This window comes from Rhodococcus sp. NPDC060090 (assembly GCF_042729855.1).
Taxonomy (GTDB): Bacteria; Actinomycetota; Actinomycetes; order Mycobacteriales; family Mycobacteriaceae; genus Rhodococcus.
In genome coordinates, this window is the sequence record NZ_JBHWXB010000005.1 from 151,620 (window position 1) to 171,028 (window position 19,409).

Below are 19,409 nucleotides of genomic sequence, written 5' to 3' on the forward strand. Positions count from 1 at the left end.
CATGCCCACTCTCGACTCGGTGGCCGACTCCCTGTACGGCCTCGACCCCGGGGAGTTCATCGCCGCGCGCACCGAACACGTGGCGCGGGCCCGCGAATCCGGCGACCGGGAACTCACCGCCGCGATCGGCCGACTCCGCAAGCCGACGGTCGCGGCCTGGCTGGTGAACCTCCTGGCACGTGAACGAGCCGACGAACTCGGTGTCCTCTTGGATCTCGGCGATGCCCTGCGCACCGCGCAGCGAACCCTGTCCGGTCAGGACCTGCGCGCACTGTCGGTGCAGCGACGGCAGGTGATCTCCGCGCTCGAGCGGGAGGCCGCCGAACTCGCCTCCGAGCGTGGAAGACATGTGGGCGAGAGCGCGCTGCGTGAGGTGGCGCAGACCCTCAACGCCGCTCTGGCGGATCCGGCGGTCGCCGACCGTGTGCGCAGGGGCAGGCTCGACGCGATCATCGAGTCCAGCGGGTTCGGTGATCTCTCGTCGGCGCCGCTGACTGTGGTTCCCGATCGGGCCGCACCGGAACCCGAACGCGCCGCAGAACAGGCCGAAGTGAAAGAGGCCACCGCCGCAGCGCAGGACGCACGTCACGCGGTCGAGCAGGCCCGCGACGTCATGGCATCGGCGGAGGAGAAACTCGCCCGGCACGAGGCGGAGGTCGCTGCGCTGCAGGACAAGCTGATCCACGCCGAAGAACAGCGCAAGTTCGCGCGTCGCTCGGTCGCGGCAGCGAAGAAGGAGGTCACCGCCGCCGAGCGTGAGGCATCTGCGGCCGAAGCCGAGGTGGTCCGGGTGAAGGGACGCCGTTCACCCGGGTGAACGGAACCGTCCGACGAAGCGGCGCTGCCACGGGGTTTCGACCGCGCGCGGATCGTAATGGCGGCGGACGAAGGAGACTGCTTCCTTCGCGGGGATGCCGTCGAGTACGGCGAGGCATGCGAGCGCAGTTCCGGTGCGTCCCCGACCGTCGCTGCACGCCACCTCCACGCGTTGCCGTCCCGCGCGGACCCACACCTCGTACAGCGCGTCGTACGCATCCGCGCCGTCCGACGGCACGCGGAAGTCGCGCCAGTGCACCCATCGCGAGTCCCAATCGATCGGGACCAGTGGACGCCCTTGGAGGTACACGCCGAATTCGGGTAGCGGGCCATCGGGCAGCGGCGCGCGTAGGGCACGTCCGCGTACGCGCCTCCCCGACGGCAACTGCAGTACGCCGGGAGACCCGATGTCCCATTCCTCATGCACGAGGGAAACCTACCTGTGCCGATGCTGTCCGCCTGCTCCACACGAGTTCGTGTCGGTCGTGTGTGTCAAGGTGCACTGTGACCATCGGCACCCTCACCGACCGTGCACTCGGCCGCGCGACGCTCGCCCGGCAGCATCTGTTGCGCCGCAGCGACATGGATCCGCTGACCATGATCGAACATTTGATGGGTGTACAGGCGCAATCACCCACCCCTCCCTACTACGCACTGTGGACCCGACTCCGCGGCTTCCGCCCCGAGGCACTGTCCGACCTCCTCGAATCCCGACGTGTGGTGCGGATCGTGCTGATGCGCGGCACGGTGTTCGCGGTGTCGGTGGCCGACGCACACGCACTGCGTCCGTGGGTGCAGCCGCTGCTCGACCGCGACCTCGACACCAACCCGGCCCATCGCGCCGGCCTGCGCGATGTCGACCGGAAGGCGCTCGCATCGCTCGCACGAGAATTGTTGTCCGATACTCCGCGCAGTCAGACCGAGCTCCGCCCCCTGCTCGCTGAGCATTTCCCCGAGCAGGATCCCGCGGCGCTGGCCCATGCCGTGCGGTGCCTGCTTCCGCTGGTGCAGGTCACGCCGCGCGGGTTGTGGGGGCGCTCGGCGCTGCCGAGACCTGCACCTCTGGACGTGTGGGCAGGTCCACCGGCATCGGACCTTCCCGGCCCGGACCGGCTCGTTCTGCGGTATCTCGCGGCGTTCGGCCCGGCGAGCGTTCGTGACCTGCAGGCATGGTGCGGTCTGACGCGGCTTTCGGAGATCGTCGAGCGGCTGCGCCCGGAACTCGTGACGTTCCGCGACGAGCGCGGAGTCGAACTGTTCGATCTGCCCGACGCACCGCGCCCCGACCCGTCGACTCCCGCGCCGGTGCGGATTCTTGCCCCGTTCGACAATGCGTTGCTCGCACACGCCGACCGCCGCCGGTTCATCTCGGACGAACACCGCGCCCGCACGATGACGAAGAACGGAATCATCGCGCCCATGGTTCTCGTCGGTGGGCGGGTCGCCGGAGCTGCGAAGCTCATCACCGGCCGCAGGTCTGCGGTGTTGGAGGTCACCGCGTGGCGGTCCCTCTCAGCGTCGAGTCGGTCGGCGATCGAGGCAGAAGGGGCGAAGCTGATGAAGTTCGCCGCCCCGGACGCCGACGAGCACGACGTACGGCTCATCGCCTACCCGACGTGAGGAAGCCCTAGTCTCGGGCGTATGAGTGAACACCCCGAAGTTGCGATCCGCGTCCTCGAGTCCGAGGGGGAGTTGCGGCAGGCGATGGCGCTGTTCCGCACGGCCATGGTCGGCCTGCCCGCAGGTCCGGACTATCCGGAGGGGCGGATGGGCGACTACCTCGAGAAGGGTCGCACCTTCGGCGCCTTCATCGACGGCGCACTCGTCGGGACCGTCGATGCCACGTCGGGCTTTCTGGTGTTGCCGGGAGGCGAGCGGGTGCCGCATGCCGGTGTCACCCACATCGGGGTGCTCCCCACCCACACGCGCCGCGGAGTGGTCACGTCGCTGGTCCGCCGGCAGTTGCAGGATGCACGCGGACGCGGTGAGGTCGTGGCGAGCCTGCGTGCCTCGGAGGCCACGATCTACGGGCGGTTCGGGTACGGCATTGCGTCGACGTCCACGACCCTCGACGTCGACGTTCGCCGTGCGACTCTGCGCGCGGGCGTGCCGCAGGGTGGTCCCGTCCGGTTCGTCGACTACCCCGATGCGTGGGATCTGTTGGAACGCATCTACTCCGAGCACGTAACACATCGGCCGGGACGTATCGAACGCACCTCGTTCTGGTGGGCTTCGCAACGGTTCCGTTTCTCGGCGGTGAACGGGCCCGTCTATGTCGCTGTGCACGGCAGTGCGGGAGGGGAGGACGGGTTCGTCCGATATCGCCCGGAGAACACCGGGGCATGGTTCGGCGGTCGCGACCGGACCATTGTCGTGAGCGACTTCTTCGCTCCCACTGCCGAAGCACACGCCGGTCTCGTCCGATTCCTGCTGAGCCTCGACCTCGTCGACCGGATCGTGTTCGACGCGGTACCGGCCGACGATCCGCTGCCGTGGATGCTGACGAATCATCGTGATGCTGTTGTCCGTTCGGTGTCGGACGAGACCTGGTTGCGGATCCTCGACGTGTCGCGGGCGCTCGAAGCCCGCTCGTTCGTGGGTGCCGGGAGCGTGCGCATCGCGGTGACCGACCCTGTCTTCGCGGAGAACACCGGGGTCTTCGAGATCTCTGCCGACGGTGTGTCCACCTCGAGTGGACCTGCGCAGCTCGAGCTCGATGTAGCCGAACTCGGATCCTTGCTGCTCGGCGGCGTGGGATGCCACCAACTGGCGGCTGCTGGGCGGATCGAGGTGCACGACCGGGCGGCGCTCCACGTCGCCGAGGCATTGTTCACGTGGCCGCTGGCGCCGTTCGCGGGAACGATGTTCTGACATTCCCACCGGAGGCAACACGGGTAACGGCTCGGGGGCGGGGACAGTTAGATTGCAGAGGTGACCGAAGCCGTCCTCACCGCAGTCCGTGCCCACCTCGTCGCCAGTCTGTCCGGTGCAACCGGACCGGCGCCCGAATCCGCGTCGGTGACGTTCCTCGGCCTCGAGCCGATCGACATTCTGCGGTTCCGCGCCGCCGATGGCCTCACCCGATTCGCGACACTGGGTTGTTCGCGTCATCCGATGGGCGACCCCACGGCAACGGTCGCCGATCCGACCCGCGGTCCGCGAGCAGAGTTGGTACTGAGCCTGCACAGAGCGGATGGACTCACCGCAGGTGTGCACCGCAGCCTTGCGGTACTCGCGGCGCTCCCCGCCGTGGAAGGCGTGGTGCTCACCGCGGATGCCCTCCTCGATGTCGGTGAGCCGCTGTGGGAGGGAGCGCCGTTCACCGCGGTGCTTCTCCAAGCGAGCGATGTGTCCGATCTGGAGTTGCCCGAACCGGCCGATCCGGTGGCTTTCTTCGACGCGGTACCGATCACTGCCAACGAAGCGGCATGGAAGCGTCTGCGAGGCGCCGATGCGCTCCGTGATGCGTGGGCGGAGGCAGAAATCGATGTGCGGGATCCGGAACGCGCCGCCGCCCGTATGTGACCGCCCGTATGTGACCGCCCGTATGTGACCGGTCGGTGTGACGGTCAGCTCGGGACGACGACACCCATCGATCCGCCGCCGATACACACGTTCAGGCCCGGTGTCGCCGACTCGACCTGCAGTGCAGCACCGCCACCGGGGAGTCGCACATACACCGAGCCGAGTCCTTCGGTGACCGGCACGGTGACGCGGGGCCGCCCGGGGAACCCGAGGTCGATCTCGCCTTCGTCGGCGGCCATGTAGTTGAGCTCGACGGTCCACTCCCAATCGCCTGCGGGTTCGTTCAATGGCAGCGATGTCACCACATCGTCGGTCACCGCGTACCCGCACTCGGGCACCGATCCGGGGAGAACGCCGCGCAGCGGCATGAGTTCGGCGGGCACCAGCGCACCGCGATCGTCGAGGACACTCGGCTCTGTGGTGTGATCACTGATGGCGGAACGTCCGGGCAACGCGGAGAACACCGACCCCACGAGATTGTGCGGATGGGTGATGGGCAGCAACACCCACACCGACACCGGATGATCGAGCACAGGATCCTGCGGATGCTCGGTGAGCGACGCTTTTGCGGTCGCAAGGTATTCACCGGTGGGGTTGTCGGTCCAGCTGCGGGTGAATGTCGTGGTCGACCACACCGAGCTCACGACGAACGCGATCGCACATGCGAGGGCGACCGCACGCGACCGCACCGCTGTCGGTCTGTTCTCGGGGGCGCGCAGGATCAGCGCAGCCGCTATCGCGACGATCACGGACGAGTCGGCGAAGTAGCGCAGTGTCTGCGCCAATTCGTACGTCGTCTCCGGCCCGAACCGCGTGCTGATCATTGCCACGAGCGAGGCGCACACGTACGCGACCGACGCGATCCACACCCAACCGGTCCGGGCTCGGCAACGCAGGCTCCACACCAGCGCCCCCGCGAGGGCTACCCACGCCGCGACTACGAGGAGCATCGGTGGGTCGGCCCAAGGCGGGCTCGGATTCCACCGGTCCCACTGCCACGGTCCACCGAGCAGCGACGGCGCCAGCCCGTACGACAGGCCGTGGTGGGTCAGCCCCGCCACCATCGACCACGGCGGCACTCCGAACCTCGATGCGACGACCGTGCTGTACCACGCAGCCCATGCCACCAGCACGGCCCCGGTCCCGAGCCACAGGGGACGCGCTCGCTGCCATGCGGCGAGGACGGGTCGCGGTGCACCGTCGACGCGGTACACGAGCGCGACCGTTGCGAACGCGACGAACGGTACGAGGATCGACTTCTCGAAGAACACCAGCGCGCCGAGCGTGACGACGATGCCGGAGACGGCATGACGCGGCTTTCCGGTCCGCGCGAGTTGCAGGGCGTCGCCGGCCACCCAGGCGAGTGCGGCCTGCAGGGGGAGTGAGTTGAGGCCGGCCGCCCACCACGCGAACGCGGGCAGCGTCAACGGTGAGAACAGATAGAACAACAGTGGTCCCCACAGCACCCGACGTGGACCGAGGACCAGCCACAACAGTCGCAACACCGCGAGCGAGGCCAACAGCTGGCCGACGACGAGAGTCAGTGCAGCAGGCCACCATTGCATCGGTGCGAGCCACGTGACCAGCGAGGCGACCGCGAACGCCCCCGGCATCAGATGACCGTCGTGGTCGTAGTTCAGCAATTCCGGCGACAGTAGCGGGTACGTCCCTGCTCGCCCGATCAGAATCAGGTCGTCCCAGTAGAATTCGCCCCGGAATGCGAGGACGCCGCGGATCGCTACCTGCACTGTGATGAGCGCGAGTGCGACGAACAGCACCGTACGCCCGCCGAGGCGTGAACCGGACGAAGCAGGGACGCGCTCGAGAAGTGCGGAGCTCACAGCCATTTGTTGCGGCGGAACAGGACGAACAACACCGCCACGATGAGGGCGATTGCGCCGATGACCACGTAGTAGGCGTACTCCCAATGCAATTCCGGCATGTGGTCGAAGTTCATGCCGTAGACGCCTGCGATCATCGTGGGCACTGCGGCAATGGCCACCCATGCGGAGATTCGCCGCATGTCGGTGTTCTGCTGCACCGTTACCTTCGCGAGCGCCGCATCGAGGAGGGTGCTCAGTGTTTCGTCGAAGAGCGCAATGCGGTCGGACACCGTGGTGTGGTGATCGGCGACATCGCGGAAATAGCGGCGAATGTCCTTGGGGATCGGGTTTCCGGGTGCGCGGATCAGCCGTTGCAGCGGCTCCTCGAGTGGCACCACGGCGCGCCGTAGCTGAAGGATCTCGCGCTTGAGGAGATAGATCTGCTCGACGGCGATCCGGGTGTCGGGTGTGAAGACGAACTCCTCGAGATCGTCGACGTCCGGTTGCACCGCAGTGGTGACCTCGAGGTACGAGTCGACGACATGATCGGCGATCGCGTGCAGAACCGCAGCCGGCCCGCGCGCGAGTTGCGTGGGGTCGGCTTCGAGACGAGTGCGCACCGCAGACAGTTCCGAATGGTCGCCGTGGCGCACGCTGACGATGAAGTCGGGACCGGTGAACAACATGATCTCGCCGGTTTCGACGATGTCGTTGGTGGTGGTCACCGATTCGTGCTCGACATACGTCACGGTGCGCAGCACCAGGAACAGCAGATCGTCGTAACGTTCGAGTTTCGGGCGTTGATGGGCGTGCACTGCGTCCTCGACCATCAGTTCGTGCAGATCGAACGTGCGGGCCACGCTCGTCATCTGATGTTCGTCGGGTTGGTGGAGCCCGAGCCAGACGAAGCCCTCGCCGCGTCGACGAACCTCCGCGAGGGCGGCGGCATGGGTGTACCGGCCGGGGAGACGCGTGCCGTCGACGTAGATCGCACAGTCGACCACCGCGCGTTCGGCAGGAATCCGAATCGTCGGTGCGTCGGCGGTGTCGCGGCGTCCGGGACGCGGCAGGGAGTGGTTCGGCAACGGGTTCCCTTCCGTATCCAGAGGTGCCTTCGGCACACGTCGAAGACGCTGTCCGGTCGCTCGATCATCGTAGTCGCTGCACCTGACACACTGATGTGGTGCGCATCGATCTTCATTCCCACTCGGCCGCCTCCGACGGTACGGACACCCCGGCCGGGCTGGTCCGGAACGCGGCTGCAGCAGGCCTCGACGTGGTGGCCCTGACAGACCACGACACCACAGCGGGGTGGGACGAGGCCGCCGATGCTCTGCCCTCCGGCCTGCGGTTGGTCCGGGGAATGGAGATGTCGTGCACCGGTCGTGGTGAGGACGGCCATCCCGTCGCGGTGCACCTACTGGCCTACCTGTTCGATCCCACGGATCCGGTGTTCGTGAACGAACTCGAGCGGCTGCGCGGTGAGCGCGTGTCGCGGCTGCGGGTGATGGCGGAACGCATGGCGGCGGACGGACTGCCCATCGACGCGGACCGCGTCCTCGCGCAGGCCGGACCGGCGGCCGGCCGGCCGCATCTGGCGCGCGCGCTCGTCGAGGCCGGCGTCGTGCCGACGATCGGCGATGCCTTCCTCGATCTCCTGTCGCCGAAAGGCCGCTATTACATGGCCAAGGAAGACACGCCTCTGTCCGATGCGGTGAAGATGGTGCAGACTGCTGGTGGCGTCACGGTCGTCGCGCACGCCCGTGCGAGAGCGCGCGGACGATTGCTGGCTCTCGATCACATCGAGGAACTCGCCGAGATCGGGCTCGGCGGTGTCGAGGCCGACCATCCCGACCACAGCGACGCGGATGCGCGGCTGATGAAGGACCTGGCCTCGAAACTGGGACTGTTCGTCACCGGTTCGTCCGACTATCACGGCGAGAACAAGTCGGTCGAGCTCGGTCGGTTCACGACGGATGGCGACGCCCTCGCGGACCTGCTCGATCGGGCACACGGTGTCGAGGTGGTCGAGGGATGAGATCTCGGGATCCGCGTCGCGGCGAGCCGCAGCATCATGAAATCTACCGGGACAGCAATTATTACGACGATGAGTACTACGCGGATGAGTACTACGCAGCCGAGTACGACTCGAGTGAGTACCACGGCGATGATTCGCGCTATGGAAGTTCGCCCCGGCGGGCCGGGATCGTCGTGAGGGCTGCCCGCGTCGTCTCGGGAATCGTGACAGGCGCCGTCCTGGTTCTCATGTTGGTCGTGTGCGGGGCCCACTATCTCGGGGGCGAGCGCGATTTCCCCGGCCCGGGTGCCGAGTCGGTGGCGGCGCATGTCGCGGCGGCGGTCGTCGCAGTGGTGGCGCAGGTGTTCGCGGATCGCCGGCGAGGACCGATTTCTGTCTTCGCCGCAATTGTGGTGGTTTTCACTGCATCGATTCTGTTGTTCACGCAGTGGTGGGGCTGAGCCCGCGAAATCCCTGTGCTACTCGCGGGTAGCCCGGACGTAACCCCAGGAACCACTGAGAAATCGCCGAAAAATCGGCTCGTCGAGTTGCAAACTCACAGGTAGGGCGGGCAAACAGGTGAGAACCTTCGCAACCAACACCGATTTGATGTTTGGTCTGTGAAGGTGGCAAACTTCTGTGTGGTTCGAGGTGGTGCTACCGCCCCGCTTCGGGCAGAAGATGGCAGACCCTGTCGCTCGTTGGAACGAAGGGCCGCCGCCAGGGCCACCCTCCTCGGCGCCATCACGCTCCGGAAGTCGTACAGCGTTGTACAGCGGTAATCGTGATCGCGCCCGGAAGCTTCACCGAACCCGTCCTTGGCGAAGCTGCTGCAACTACACAAGGTCGAGGCATGCACGTTGGTGCATACCAATGGTGTTCTGTTGCAGTTACTTCGCAGTAACCGAGACCCGCCTGGTCTCGGACCACGCAGGAGTGTCATCGTGTCTATTGTGTCCGACGCACAAACCCCTCAGAAGCTCGCATTGACGGACGACGAGATCTTCGGCAGCCACGTCGACGGCAAGCTCTCCGTTGAGCTCACCTCGCCGCTGGATACCCAGCGCGACCTGTCCATCGCGTACACCCCCGGCGTTGCACAGGTCAGCCGCGCGATCGCAGCCGACGCGACGCTGGCCGACCGGTACACCTGGACCAACCGTCTCGTGGTGGTCGTGTCCGACGGCACCGCCGTCCTCGGACTCGGCGACATCGGCCCGCGCGCCTCGCTTCCTGTGATGGAGGGCAAGGCCGCGCTGTTCAAGAAGTTCGCCGGACTCAACTCGATTCCTCTCGTCCTCGATACCAAGGACTCCGACGAAATCGTCGAGACCATCATCCGGTTGCGCCCCAGCTTCGGTGCCGTCAACCTCGAGGACATCTCCGCGCCGCGTTGCTTCGAGATCGAGAAGCGTCTGATCGAAGCACTCGACTGCCCGGTCATGCACGACGACCAGCACGGCACGGCCATCGTCCTGCTCGCCGCACTCAAGGGCGCGGTGAAGGTGCAAGGCCGCGACATCACGAAGCTGCGGGTCGTCATCTCCGGCGCCGGCGCAGCCGGTGTCGCGTGCGCCAACATCCTGCTCGCCGCGGGAGTCGACGATGTCACGGTGCTCGATTCGAAGGGCATCATCTCGCACGAGCGCACCGACCTGTCGGGCGTGAAGACCGATCTGGCCGACCGCACCAACCCGGCCGGTCGTCACGGCGGGATCGTCGAGGCGCTCGACGGCGCGGATGTGTTCGTCGGCGTGTCCGCCGGCACGGTGCCGGAGGAGATCGTCGCGACCATGGCCGACGACGCGATCGTGTTCGCGCTGTCGAACCCGGACCCGGAGATCCACCCCGACGTCGCCTCCAAGCACGTGGCGATCGTCGCGACCGGCCGCAGCGACTTCCCGAACCAGATCAACAACGTGCTTGCCTTCCCCGGTGTGTTCAAGGGTGCACTCGACGCTGGCGCCCGCCGCATCACCGAGGGTATGAAACTCGCCGCCGCCGAGGCCATCCTCTCGGTCGTAGGCGATGAGCTGGCTGTGGACAAGATCGTTCCGAGCCCGCTCGATCCGCGTGTCGCGCCCGCCGTCGCAGAGGCCGTTGCGGCCGCTGCGAAGGCAGAAGGTGTCGCCGACTGACGTGATCGCACCGGACGCCCCGGCTCGAACCCGCACCAAGGTTCGACCGGGGCGTTCGGGGTCTGTGCACCGGGCGATCGGCTTCCGCCGAGGATGCGCGACAATGACCGCCGTGGGAATCCAATGGATGCGGAAGCGACTACCGATCGTGGCGGTGGCGGCCGCGATGTCGCTCTCGGCCGGATGCGCGTCGTCGGTACTCGACCCTGCGGAGGTGTCTGGTCCCGTCGTGGTCGGGGCACGGGACGGCGCGGACGCCGAACTGCTCGCGCACCTCTACGCCGGGGTGCTGCGCACGACCGGCATCGACGTGCAGGTGCGCGACGGTCTCGGCGACCGGTCTGCGTCCCTTGCCGCATTCGACACCGCCGGCGTGACGGTGATTCCCGACTACTCCGGTCTACTGCTGGCGCACTACGATCCCGGTGTCACCTCCACCGACGCCGAGGATGTCTTCGAAGCACTGGCACGCGCGCTCCCGGACGAACTGACGATCGCGGACTATGCGTCGGCCCAGAATCGCGCGGTTCTGGCCGTAGGCACCGAACTCGGGTCACAGCAAGACGGCGCCAGGGTCGCCGACCTTGCCGATCGCTGCGCCGATCTGACCTTCGTCCTCACCCCCGAATTCGAGGCCGCGGGGGGCTTCGATGCTCTCACCGGCATCGGATGCGAGCCACGGTCGGTGGAACGCGCCGACTCCACTGCGGCCTTCGCTGCGGCGTCCGGCGACACCGTCGCGGGTCTGACCACCCTCGCACCCGTGTTCGCGGCGGAACGCAGCGGAAGTGATGTGGTCGCGGTGCCCGACCACCCGGATCGCGCGCCCATGGAAAAGGCCTCCGCAGACGCGGAGGCGCCGGTGTTCGTCGCACAGAACGTCGTCCCCGTCTTCCGCAAGGACGTGCTCGGCGAGCCTCAGCTCGATGCGCTACGGACCGTCGCCGGCGAACTCACCACCACGGACCTGGCAGAGATGCTGACCCGCATCGACGACGGCGGCGACATCACCGAAGTCGCCGACGCCTGGCTCGCCGAACACGCCTGACGGTGCCCACCGGTCAGGCCTGCGACCGCGCTGCCATGTGTGAGCGCAGGAACTCACCGAACTCGACCACGGCGTCTGCGGCCTCCTTCACGAGAGAAGCCTGCAGCCCCGCGACATGCCACAACTCCGGCTGCTCCACCAACGTGAGATCCACACCGGCCGCGCGCAGTTTGCCCGCGAACTCGAGGATCTGCGGGTAGAGCAGCTCGGTGGTACCTACCTGGATCAACGTCGGCGGCAGGCCCGTCAGGTCCGAGTGCATCGGCGCGTAGCCCGGGTCGGTGGGGTCGCCACCGCCGAGGTACGCCTCGGCGGAGGAATACGCCCACCCCGTGTTGATGACGACGTCCCGTTCGAAAGGGGCTGTTCGCGAACCAGGATCGGTCCACGGCGACAACAGACCCAGCGCGGCCGGAGTGATGCCCTGTTCGCCGATGAGCCGGTTCGCGGTGGCGACGGTGAGGCCGCCACCCGCCGAATCCCCTGCTATGGAAACATTTTCGGGAGTCAGATCATGCTCGGACAGAAGTTCGAGATAGGCAGCGACCGCATCGTCCACTGCGGCGGGGTACGGATGTTCCGGTGCGAGCCGGTAATCCAGCGTGTAGACCACCGAACCGCTGGCGGCGGCGAGGTGTGCGACGAGCGAGCGGTGTGTAGCCGGCGAGGCGCAGGTGTAGGCACCCCCGTGCAGGTACAGAACTGCGGTGGGCCGTTCGGAGGCTCCCACTGTCACTCGCTCGGTGGGGCGTCCGGCGAGGCTGGTCTGCCGGACCACGGTGCCGGACGGCAACGTCTGGATCGGTGCGGCGGCCTCGAGCAGCCGCCGCTGCACGGGGTAGGGGAGCCGCGCGTTGAGCGTGAGCGCGTACAAAGGTCGAAGCACGGCACGGACCAGCGGCAGCGGTAGGTGAGGCATGAGGCAGGCTATCCCTTCGGCATGATACGACCCGCGACCAGCGCCACGACACGCTGATACGACGGCCCGACGAGACGCACCCACCCGTCGAGCAGCTTGGCATCGGCGCCGATCAGCACGCGCCCCTTGTCTTTCCGGACGCCGTTCACGATCGTCGCGGCAGCATCCTCGGGGCTGGTGCGGGCCAGCTTGCTGTCGAAGAACTGCGCGAAGGACACCTGGTCGTCGCCGTCGGGGACGACCGCGTTGCGCGCGATCGCCGTCTTGATGCCGCCGGGATGCACGCACGTGACCCGAACGGGATGTTTCGCGACGAGCATTTCCTGCCGTAGCGACTCGGTGAACCCGCGCACCGCGAACTTGGCTGCGTTGTACGCACTCTGGCCGGGAATGGAGAGCAGCCCGAACAGGCTCGACACATTGATCAGGTGGCCGTCGCCCGAGGCGATGAGATGGGGGAGGAACGCCTTCGTGCCGTTGACGACCCCCCAGAAGTCGACGTCCATGATGCGCTCGAAGTCTTTGAACTCGGTGCGCTCGAATTCGCCGTGGTAGGCGATGCCCGCATTGTTGTAGACCTGGTTGACCACGCCGAAGCGCGCGACGACCTTGTCCGCGTACTCCAGAACCTTCTCGCGCTGCGAGACGTCGAGCGCGTCGACCTCGACCTCGGCGCCGAGATCGCGTGCACGGCGAGCGGTTTCCTCGAGTCCGACGGTATCGACGTCGGAGAGGGCGAGCCGGGCCCCCTTCGCTGCAAGGTTCAGCGCGAGAGCGCGGCCGATGCCCGATCCGGCGCCGGTGATGACGGCGACCTTACCCAGGAATTCACTCATTTCGCTGCAACCTTTCGGGCGGTGCGCTTCGGTGTGGACTCGGCTGCCTGTGCCTGCGTGGGAGCGGGAAGATCGGCGGTGGCGACGCTACGGTACGCCTCGAGATCGAAATGTTCCGTGATGCGGCGGAATTCGAACGTGAATCCAGGCCACAGCGTGGTGTTGTTGCCGTGCTTGTCCAGGTACCAGCTCGCGCAGCCACCGTTGCTCCACACGCTCGATGCGAGTGCGTTCTGGAGATCGCGGTTGTACTGGTCCTGGGCATCCTGACGTACCTCGACGGTGCCGATGCGGTGCTGGTCGATGGTCCGGACTGCATCGGCAAGATAGTTCAGCTGCGATTCGATCATGTACACCATCGAGGTGTGGCCGAGTCCGGTGTTGGGGCCGACGAGGAAGAACATGTTGGGGAAACCGGCGACCGTGGCCCCCTTGTATCCCTGCATACCGGTGTCGTCGAACACTTCGGCGAGCGAGCGGCCGTCCTTGCCGACGATGCCGGCGAAGGTGGGGGAGTCGGTGACGTGGAAACCCGTGGCGACGACGATCGCATCCACCTTGCGAACGGTGCCGTCCCTGGTGACGATGCCGTCGGCGGTCACCTCGGCGATGCCTGCCGTGACCAGGTCGACGTTCGGTCGGGTGAGCGCCGGGTAGTAGGCATTGGAGATCAGCATGCGCTTGCAGCCGATCTTGAAGGTCGGGGTGACCTTGCGGCGGAGGATCGGATCGGAGATCTGCCGACGGATCTGGGCGCGAGCGGCGAGTTCGAGGGGCTTCATGAAGACCGGCGCCTTGGCGAGGCCGACGACCTGCGTCTCACGCATCAGATACTGCAGGGTGCGGGACAGTCGCTGGAAGCCCGGCACGTATCGGAACGCGAACTTCTCGGCCTTGGTGTACTCGCGGTCGGCACGCGGGAGGATCCACGGCGCAGTGCGCTGGTAGACGTCCAGATGTGAGACCTTCCCGGCGATCGCGGGAACGATCTGGATGGCAGAGGCTCCGGTACCGATCACCGCGACACGTTTGCCGGTGAGGTCGGCATCGTGGTTCCAGCGCGACGAGTGGAAGACTTCGCCTTCGAAACCGTCGATGCCCTTGATATCGGGCAGCGACGGCTCGCACAGTGCACCGACCGCGGAGACGAGGATCTTCGCGCTGAATGCGCCCTTGGTGGTCTCGACGTCCCATCGGAAACTGCTCGTGTTCCAGGTCGCGGACTGTACGTCGCATCCGAACACTGTGCGGCGGCGGACGTCGTATTTGTCGGCGACCGACGAGATGTATGCCTGGATCTCCGGTTGCGGAGAGAACGAGCGGGTCCAGCCGGGGTTGAGTGCGAAGGAGTACGAGTACAGGTTCGACGGCACGTCGCACGCGGCGCCGGGGTAGGTGTTGTCGCGCCAGGTGCCGCCCACCTCGTTGCCGCGTTCGAGGACGAGGAAGTCCTTGCCCGCGCGGGTGAGCTCGATAGCGGCGCCGAGTCCGGCGAATCCGCTGCCGATGATCAGGGTGTCGACCAGGCGGGGACTCGTGTCGGCCGCGGCGGTGTCTGTAACCGGAAGACTCATGTATCTCAGCGTAGGCACTTGTTGAGCGCCGGTCAATAGTCTTGTTGACTCGAGTTCAGTAGGACTGTTGCATGGAAGGCGTGAAAGACACCGATACCAAACGAAGAAGACTCGGACCGGAACAACGTCGCGCCCAGCTGATCGACCTCGGCATGCGGATGCTCGCGCAGCGTCCACTCGACCAGATCTCCGTCGAGGACATCGCAGACGAAGCGGGAGTGTCGCGCGGGCTGCTCTTCCACTACTTCTCGTCCAAACACGAGTTCCACGTCGAACTCGTCCGGCACATCAGCCGCGACATGCTCGAGTGCACAGCACCGGACGAGGCCCTCGAACCCTTCGACATGCTGCGCGGCACGATCGTCGCCTACGCGGACTACGTGACCGAGCGCCGCGCCACCTACGTGTCCATGCTGCGTGGAAGTGCGAGCGGCGACCCGGACATGCGCGAGGTCTTCGAGGACACGCGTACCGCGATGGTCGAGCGAACCCTTCGCTACCTGCCGGACATCGAGATCGAGGCCGGCCCCGCGGTTCGCCTCGCCGTTCACGGCTGGGTGGCCTTCGTCGAAGACATCACGATCGCGTGGCTCCGCGATCCGGTGATCGACCGCGACCAATTCATCGAACTCGCGGTCGGCGCACTTCCTGCCGTCACCTACGCGGCGGTCGGGCTCGGTGAAACGGCGCGAGCCGGGTCGGTCGCCCCGAAGGACGAACCGGCCCGGCTCGCATGAGAACCGTCATGCTCCGCTCGAGTACGAACGGGGCTTTCTAGCTTTCGAAGGCCTTGTCGAGGATCTCCTGCTGCTCCACGGCGTGCACCTTGCTCGATCCCGACGACGGAGCAGACATCGCGCGACGCGACACCCGCTTGACACCGGCGAGGTGACCGGGAAGAAGCTCGGGCAGAGCCAGACCCAGGAACGGCCATGCACCCTGGTTGGCCGGCTCCTCCTGCACCCAGAAGAACTCGGTGGCATTCGGGTACTTGTCGAGAGTCTCGGCGAGCCGGCGACGCGGCACCGGGTACAGCTGCTCGACGCGGACGATCGCGATGTCCTCGCGGCCTTCCTTCTGCTTCTTCGCGAGCAGCTCCCAGTAGATCTTGCCCGAGGTCAGCAGCACGCGCGTGGCCTTGGCCCGATCCGCAGTCTCGTTCTCGAACGGGACCTCTTCGAGGATCGAGCGGAACTTACCGTGTGTGAAGTCCTCGACGTTGCTGACCGCAGCCTTGTTTCGCAGCATCGACTTCGGCGTGAAGACGACCAGCGGACGGCGGATGCCGTCGAGGTGATGGCGACGCAGCAGGTGGAAGTAGCTTGCCGGGGTCGACGGCACTGCCACCGTCATCGAACCCTCGGCGCACAGCTGCAGCCAACGCTCGATACGACCTGAGGTGTGGTCGGGACCCTGGCCCTCGTGGCCGTGCGGCAGGAGCATCACGACGTCGGAGAGCTGACCCCACTTGGCTTCACCGGACGAGATGAACTCGTCGATGATGGGCTGTGCGCCGTTGACGAAGTCGCCGAACTGCGCCTCCCACACCACCAGCGCCTCGGGGTTGCCCACCGAGTAGCCGTACTCGAAGCCCACACCGGCGAACTCGGTCAGTGCGGAGTCGTACACCATGAAGCGGCCACCCTGGCCGGAGGTCGCGGCGAGCTCGGCGAGCGGGTTGTACTCGTCGCCGGTCTTGCGGTCGATGAGGACCGAGTGCCGCTGCGTGAACGTGCCGCGACGCGAGTCCTGGCCGGCCAGACGCACCAGCGCACCCTGCTCGGCGAGCGACCCGAACGCGAGCAACTCGGCGTACGCCCAGTCGATGTTGCCCTCGCGGGACATCTCGCGTCGCTTCTCGATGACCGGCTTGACGCGCGGATGCACGGTGAAGCCCTCGGGGACATTGACGAATGCGTCGCCGATGCGGTCGAGCGCACCCTGATCCACCGCCGTCGTCAGGCGAGGTGCAGGGGTCTGGTCGAGTTCGACGGACTCGGACGGCTCCGGCTGGAACTTCTCGAGCTCGCGGACTTCGTTGAACACCCGCTCCAGTTGACCCTGGTAGTCGCGCAGTGCGTCTTCGGCTTCCTTGAGCGAGATGTCGCCGCGGCCGATGAGGGCCTCGGTGTAGCTCTTACGGACGCTGCGCTTGGTGTCGATCACGTCGTACATCGCCGGCTGCGTCATCGACGGGTCGTCGCCCTCGTTGTGGCCGCGACGGCGGTAGCAGATCATGTCGATCACGACGTCCTTGTGGAACTTCTCGCGGAAGTCCACGGCGAGCTGCGCAACCCACACGCAGGCCTCCGGGTCGTCACCGTTGACGTGGAAGATCGGCGCACCGATCATCTTCGCGACGTCGGTGCAGTACTCGGACGAACGCGAGTGCTCCGGTGCGGTGGTGAAGCCGACCTGGTTGTTGACGACGATGTGCACGGTGCCGCCGGTGCGGTACCCGCGCAGCAACGCGAGGTTCAGCGTCTCGGCAACCACACCCTGCCCCGCGAACGCGGCGTCGCCGTGCAGCAGCAGCGGCAGGACGGTGAAGCCGCTCTCGCCCTTGTCGAGGATGTCCTGCTTGGCGCGAACGAGACCCTCTAGCACCGGGTTGACCGCTTCGAGGTGCGACGGGTTCGCGGTGAGCGAGACCTTGATGTCGTTCTCGCCGAACATCTGGATGTAGGTGCCTTCGGCGCCCAGGTGGTACTTCACGTCGCCGGAGCCATGTGCGGCCGACGGGTTCAGGTTGCCCTCGAACTCCGTGAAGATCTTCGAATACGGCTTGCCGACGATGTTGGCGAGCACGTTCAGACGACCACGGTGCGGCATGGCGATCGCGACCTCGTCGAGCTGGTGCTCGGCGGCCTGGTCGATGATGCTGTCCATCATCGGGATGACCGACTCGGCGCCCTCGAGCGAGAACCGCTTCTGGCCGACGTACTTGGTCTGCAGGAACGTCTCGAACGCCTCGGCGGCATTGAGACGGCTCAGGATGTACTTCTGCTGCGCCACCGTCGGCTTGACGTGGTGCGCCTCGACCCGCTCCTGCAGCCACTGCTGCTGCTCGGGCTCGAGGATGTGCGTGTACTCGATGCCGACGTGGCGGCAGTACGCATCGCGCAGCACCGACAGCACATCGCGCAACTTCATGCGCTGCTGGCCGTGGAACCCGCCGACGTTGAACTCGCGGTCGAGATCCCACAGGGTCAGGTCGTGGGTCGTGACATCGAGGTCGGGATGCGAACGAAACTTGTCGCGGACGAACTGCAGCGGATCGGTGTCGGCCATCAGATGACCGCGGTTGCGGTACGCCGCGATCAGCTCGAGCACACGGGTGTGCTTGTCGACGAGACCTTCCGGCACGTCCTTGCGCCAGCGAACAGGCTCGTAAGGAATGTGCAGCGTGTGGAAGATCTCGTCGTAGAACTCGTCGGAGATCAGCAGCTGATGGATCTGGCGGAGGAACTCGCCCGACTCGGCGCCCTGGATGACGCGGTGATCGTACGTCGAGGTCAGAGTCAGCAGCTTGCCGAGACCCATCTCTGCGATGCGCTCGTCGGAGGCGCCCTGGAACTCGGCCGGATACTCCATCGCGCCGGCACCGACGATCGCGCCCTGTCCGTTCATCAGACGCGGAACCGAATGCACGGTGCCGATGCCGCCCGGGTTGGTCAGCGAGATTGTGACGCCGGAGAAGTCCTCACCGGTGAGCTTGCCGTCGCGCGCACGACGAACGATGTCCTCGTACGCCGAGTAGAACTGCGCGAAGTTCATCGTCTCGCAGTTGCGGATGGCAGCGACGACGAGCGAACGCTGGCCGTTCTTGCCGGGCAGGTCGATGGCGAGACCGAGGTTGGTGTGCGCCGGGGTGACGAGGTTCGGCTTGCCGTCGATCTCCGCGTAGTGGTTGTTCATGTTCGGGTACGCCTGGATCGCCTGGACGATCGCGTAGCCGAGCAGGTGAGTGAACGACACCTTGCCACCGCGCGTGCGCGCGAGGTGGTTGTTGATGACGATCCGGTTGTCGAACATCAGCTTCGCCGGGACGGCGCGGACGCTGGTGGCGGTGGGGATCGTCAACGAGGCGTTCATGTTCTTCGCGACAGCACCGGCAGCACCGCGGAGAACCTTCTTCTCCTCGGTCGTGGGTGTGGCGGAAAGTGCGGCAGCAGCCTTGGGTGCGGGCTTCGCCGCGGCGGGCTTGGCTGCGGCGGGCTTGGCTGCGGCGGGCTTGGCTGCGGGGGGCTTGGCCGCAGGAGTTGCCTGGGATGCAGGCGCGGCCTTCGGTGCCGCAGCCTTGGGAGCGGTAGCGGCCGGAGCAGTCGAGGCGGGTGCGGACGTCGCCGGTGCGGGCTTCTCGGGTGCCGTGGTGTCGGATCCGTTCACACCTCCTGCAACCGCTGCTTCCGGCGAGTAATCGGTCAAGAACTCGTGCCAGCTCGCATCCACAGACGACGGGTCGTCCTGGAAACGCTGGTACATCTCGTCAACCAACCACTGGTTCTGTCCGAACTGTGATGTAGAGCTGCTGCTCACGGCAGTTGTTCGCCTCGTTTCTTTCTTCGGTACCCGATCGGAGCGCCTGTGGTTATGAGGCTAGCCCTTGGCATGTGACGATTCGAACCGATCGTTCATGCGCGAGAGCCACCTCACAATCTCGAGTCGACGGGGTCTCCATCGATGACGGTTCTCGCCCGCCGATTATTCCCT

The 19,409-nt window shown here is 66.4% G+C and carries 16 protein-coding genes; 9 read left to right on the top strand and 7 right to left on the bottom strand.

Annotation, left to right across the window (positions count from 1 at the left end):
• Nucleotide 1 precedes the first annotated feature (1 nt).
• The gene (locus tag ACFWCF_RS08975) at nucleotides 2-817 is read left to right on the top strand and encodes a hypothetical protein (protein WP_378488794.1); all 816 of its coding nucleotides are present in this window, start codon (nucleotides 2-4) and stop codon (nucleotides 815-817) included.
• On the opposite strand, the gene ACFWCF_RS08980 is transcribed toward ACFWCF_RS08975, so the two are convergent.
• Nucleotides 806-1,243 (bottom strand): protein-tyrosine phosphatase family protein, encoded by a 438-nt coding sequence (locus ACFWCF_RS08980; RefSeq protein WP_378559853.1) that lies wholly within the window; start codon nucleotides 1,241-1,243, stop codon nucleotides 806-808. The genes ACFWCF_RS08975 and ACFWCF_RS08980 overlap by 12 nt on opposite strands.
• Nucleotides 1,244-1,320: 77 nt before the next feature.
• On the opposite strand from ACFWCF_RS08980, the gene ACFWCF_RS08985 reads away from it, so the two are divergent.
• The 3 genes from ACFWCF_RS08985 to ACFWCF_RS08995 are packed head-to-tail and all read left to right on the top strand — an operon-like array spanning nucleotide 1,321 to nucleotide 4,341.
• The gene (locus ACFWCF_RS08985; protein ID WP_378559856.1) at nucleotides 1,321-2,436 is read left to right on the top strand and encodes a winged helix DNA-binding domain-containing protein; all 1,116 of its coding nucleotides are present in this window, start codon (nucleotides 1,321-1,323) and stop codon (nucleotides 2,434-2,436) included.
• Nucleotides 2,437-2,457: 21 nt separating this feature from the next.
• Nucleotides 2,458-3,687 carry a GNAT family N-acetyltransferase gene (locus ACFWCF_RS08990; protein WP_378559859.1) on the top strand — a complete coding sequence of 410 codons (1,230 nt, stop codon included), beginning with the start codon at nucleotides 2,458-2,460 and terminating at the stop codon, nucleotides 3,685-3,687.
• Nucleotides 3,688-3,747: 60 nt separating this feature from the next.
• Complete coding sequence (locus tag ACFWCF_RS08995) at nucleotides 3,748-4,341, top strand: suppressor of fused domain protein (RefSeq protein WP_378559862.1); 594 nt, start codon at nucleotides 3,748-3,750, stop codon at nucleotides 4,339-4,341.
• A gap of 44 nt (nucleotides 4,342-4,385) precedes the next feature.
• On the opposite strand, the gene ACFWCF_RS09000 is transcribed toward ACFWCF_RS08995, so the two are convergent.
• Both ACFWCF_RS09000 and ACFWCF_RS09005 read right to left on the bottom strand, forming a co-directional pair.
• Nucleotides 4,386-6,188 (bottom strand): hypothetical protein, encoded by a 1,803-nt coding sequence (locus ACFWCF_RS09000; RefSeq protein ID WP_378559865.1) that lies wholly within the window; start codon nucleotides 6,186-6,188, stop codon nucleotides 4,386-4,388.
• A complete protein-coding gene (locus tag ACFWCF_RS09005; RefSeq protein ID WP_378559868.1) occupies nucleotides 6,179-7,249 on the bottom strand; it encodes a magnesium and cobalt transport protein CorA in 1,071 nt (356 codons plus the stop codon). Before ACFWCF_RS09005 ends, ACFWCF_RS09000 begins: the two co-directional genes overlap by 10 nt.
• Nucleotides 7,250-7,347: 98 nt before the next feature.
• Here ACFWCF_RS09005 and ACFWCF_RS09010 point away from each other — a divergent pair, with 98 nt between their 5' ends.
• From ACFWCF_RS09010 to ACFWCF_RS09025, 4 genes are all read left to right on the top strand, one after another.
• A complete protein-coding gene (locus ACFWCF_RS09010; RefSeq protein WP_378559871.1) occupies nucleotides 7,348-8,202 on the top strand; it encodes a PHP domain-containing protein in 855 nt (284 codons plus the stop codon).
• Complete coding sequence (locus ACFWCF_RS09015; protein ID WP_378559874.1) at nucleotides 8,199-8,642, top strand: hypothetical protein; 444 nt, start codon at nucleotides 8,199-8,201, stop codon at nucleotides 8,640-8,642. Before ACFWCF_RS09010 ends, ACFWCF_RS09015 begins: the two co-directional genes overlap by 4 nt.
• A gap of 483 nt (nucleotides 8,643-9,125) precedes the next feature.
• On the top strand, nucleotides 9,126-10,319 hold the full coding sequence (locus ACFWCF_RS09020) for an NADP-dependent malic enzyme (RefSeq protein WP_378488803.1): 1,194 nt from the start codon (nucleotides 9,126-9,128) through the stop codon (nucleotides 10,317-10,319).
• A gap of 103 nt (nucleotides 10,320-10,422) precedes the next feature.
• Nucleotides 10,423-11,367 (top strand): glycine betaine ABC transporter substrate-binding protein, encoded by a 945-nt coding sequence (locus ACFWCF_RS09025; protein WP_378559877.1) that lies wholly within the window; start codon nucleotides 10,423-10,425, stop codon nucleotides 11,365-11,367.
• A gap of 13 nt (nucleotides 11,368-11,380) precedes the next feature.
• Here the strand turns inward: ACFWCF_RS09025 and ACFWCF_RS09030 are convergent, their stop codons facing one another.
• The 3 genes from ACFWCF_RS09030 to ACFWCF_RS09040 are packed head-to-tail and all read right to left on the bottom strand — an operon-like array spanning nucleotide 11,381 to nucleotide 14,696.
• Nucleotides 11,381-12,286, bottom strand: a complete 906-nt coding sequence (locus tag ACFWCF_RS09030; protein ID WP_378559880.1) for an alpha/beta hydrolase — start codon at nucleotides 12,284-12,286, stop codon at nucleotides 11,381-11,383.
• An 8-nt stretch (nucleotides 12,287-12,294) separates the two neighbouring features.
• Nucleotides 12,295-13,122, bottom strand: a complete 828-nt coding sequence (locus ACFWCF_RS09035) for an SDR family NAD(P)-dependent oxidoreductase (protein WP_378559883.1) — start codon at nucleotides 13,120-13,122, stop codon at nucleotides 12,295-12,297.
• Nucleotides 13,119-14,696, bottom strand: coding sequence for a flavin-containing monooxygenase (locus ACFWCF_RS09040; protein ID WP_378559886.1), 1,578 nt, complete (start codon nucleotides 14,694-14,696; stop codon nucleotides 13,119-13,121). Before ACFWCF_RS09040 ends, ACFWCF_RS09035 begins: the two co-directional genes overlap by 4 nt.
• Before the next feature lie 71 nt (nucleotides 14,697-14,767).
• Between ACFWCF_RS09040 and ACFWCF_RS09045 the strand changes: the two genes are divergently transcribed.
• Entirely contained in the window at nucleotides 14,768-15,433 is a 666-nt protein-coding gene (locus ACFWCF_RS09045) for a TetR/AcrR family transcriptional regulator (RefSeq protein WP_378559889.1), read from the top strand.
• Between the two features lie 37 nt (nucleotides 15,434-15,470).
• On the opposite strand, the gene ACFWCF_RS09050 is transcribed toward ACFWCF_RS09045, so the two are convergent.
• Entirely contained in the window at nucleotides 15,471-19,235 is a 3,765-nt protein-coding gene (locus tag ACFWCF_RS09050; protein ID WP_378559892.1) for a multifunctional oxoglutarate decarboxylase/oxoglutarate dehydrogenase thiamine pyrophosphate-binding subunit/dihydrolipoyllysine-residue succinyltransferase subunit, read from the bottom strand.
• Nucleotides 19,236-19,409 lie beyond the last annotated feature (174 nt).

Bases quoted from the DNA above. Each gene is read 5' to 3' on its own strand.
- ACFWCF_RS08975 (WP_378488794.1), top strand. From the start codon at position 2: ATGCCCACTCTCGACTCGGTGGCCGACTCCCTGTACGGCCTCGACCCC.
- ACFWCF_RS08990 (WP_378559859.1), top strand. From the start codon at position 2,458: ATGAGTGAACACCCCGAAGTTGCGATCCGCGTCCTCGAGTCCGAGGGG.
- ACFWCF_RS09000 (WP_378559865.1), bottom strand. From the start codon at position 6,188: ATGGCTGTGAGCTCCGCACTTCTCGAGCGCGTCCCTGCTTCGTCCGGT.
- ACFWCF_RS09015 (WP_378559874.1), top strand. From the start codon at position 8,199: ATGAGATCTCGGGATCCGCGTCGCGGCGAGCCGCAGCATCATGAAATC.
- ACFWCF_RS09025 (WP_378559877.1), top strand. From the start codon at position 10,423: ATGACCGCCGTGGGAATCCAATGGATGCGGAAGCGACTACCGATCGTG.
- ACFWCF_RS09030 (WP_378559880.1), bottom strand. From the start codon at position 12,286: ATGCCTCACCTACCGCTGCCGCTGGTCCGTGCCGTGCTTCGACCTTTG.
- ACFWCF_RS09035 (WP_378559883.1), bottom strand. From the start codon at position 13,122: ATGAGTGAATTCCTGGGTAAGGTCGCCGTCATCACCGGCGCCGGATCG.
- ACFWCF_RS09040 (WP_378559886.1), bottom strand. From the start codon at position 14,696: ATGAGTCTTCCGGTTACAGACACCGCCGCGGCCGACACGAGTCCCCGC.
- ACFWCF_RS09045 (WP_378559889.1), top strand. From the start codon at position 14,768: ATGGAAGGCGTGAAAGACACCGATACCAAACGAAGAAGACTCGGACCG.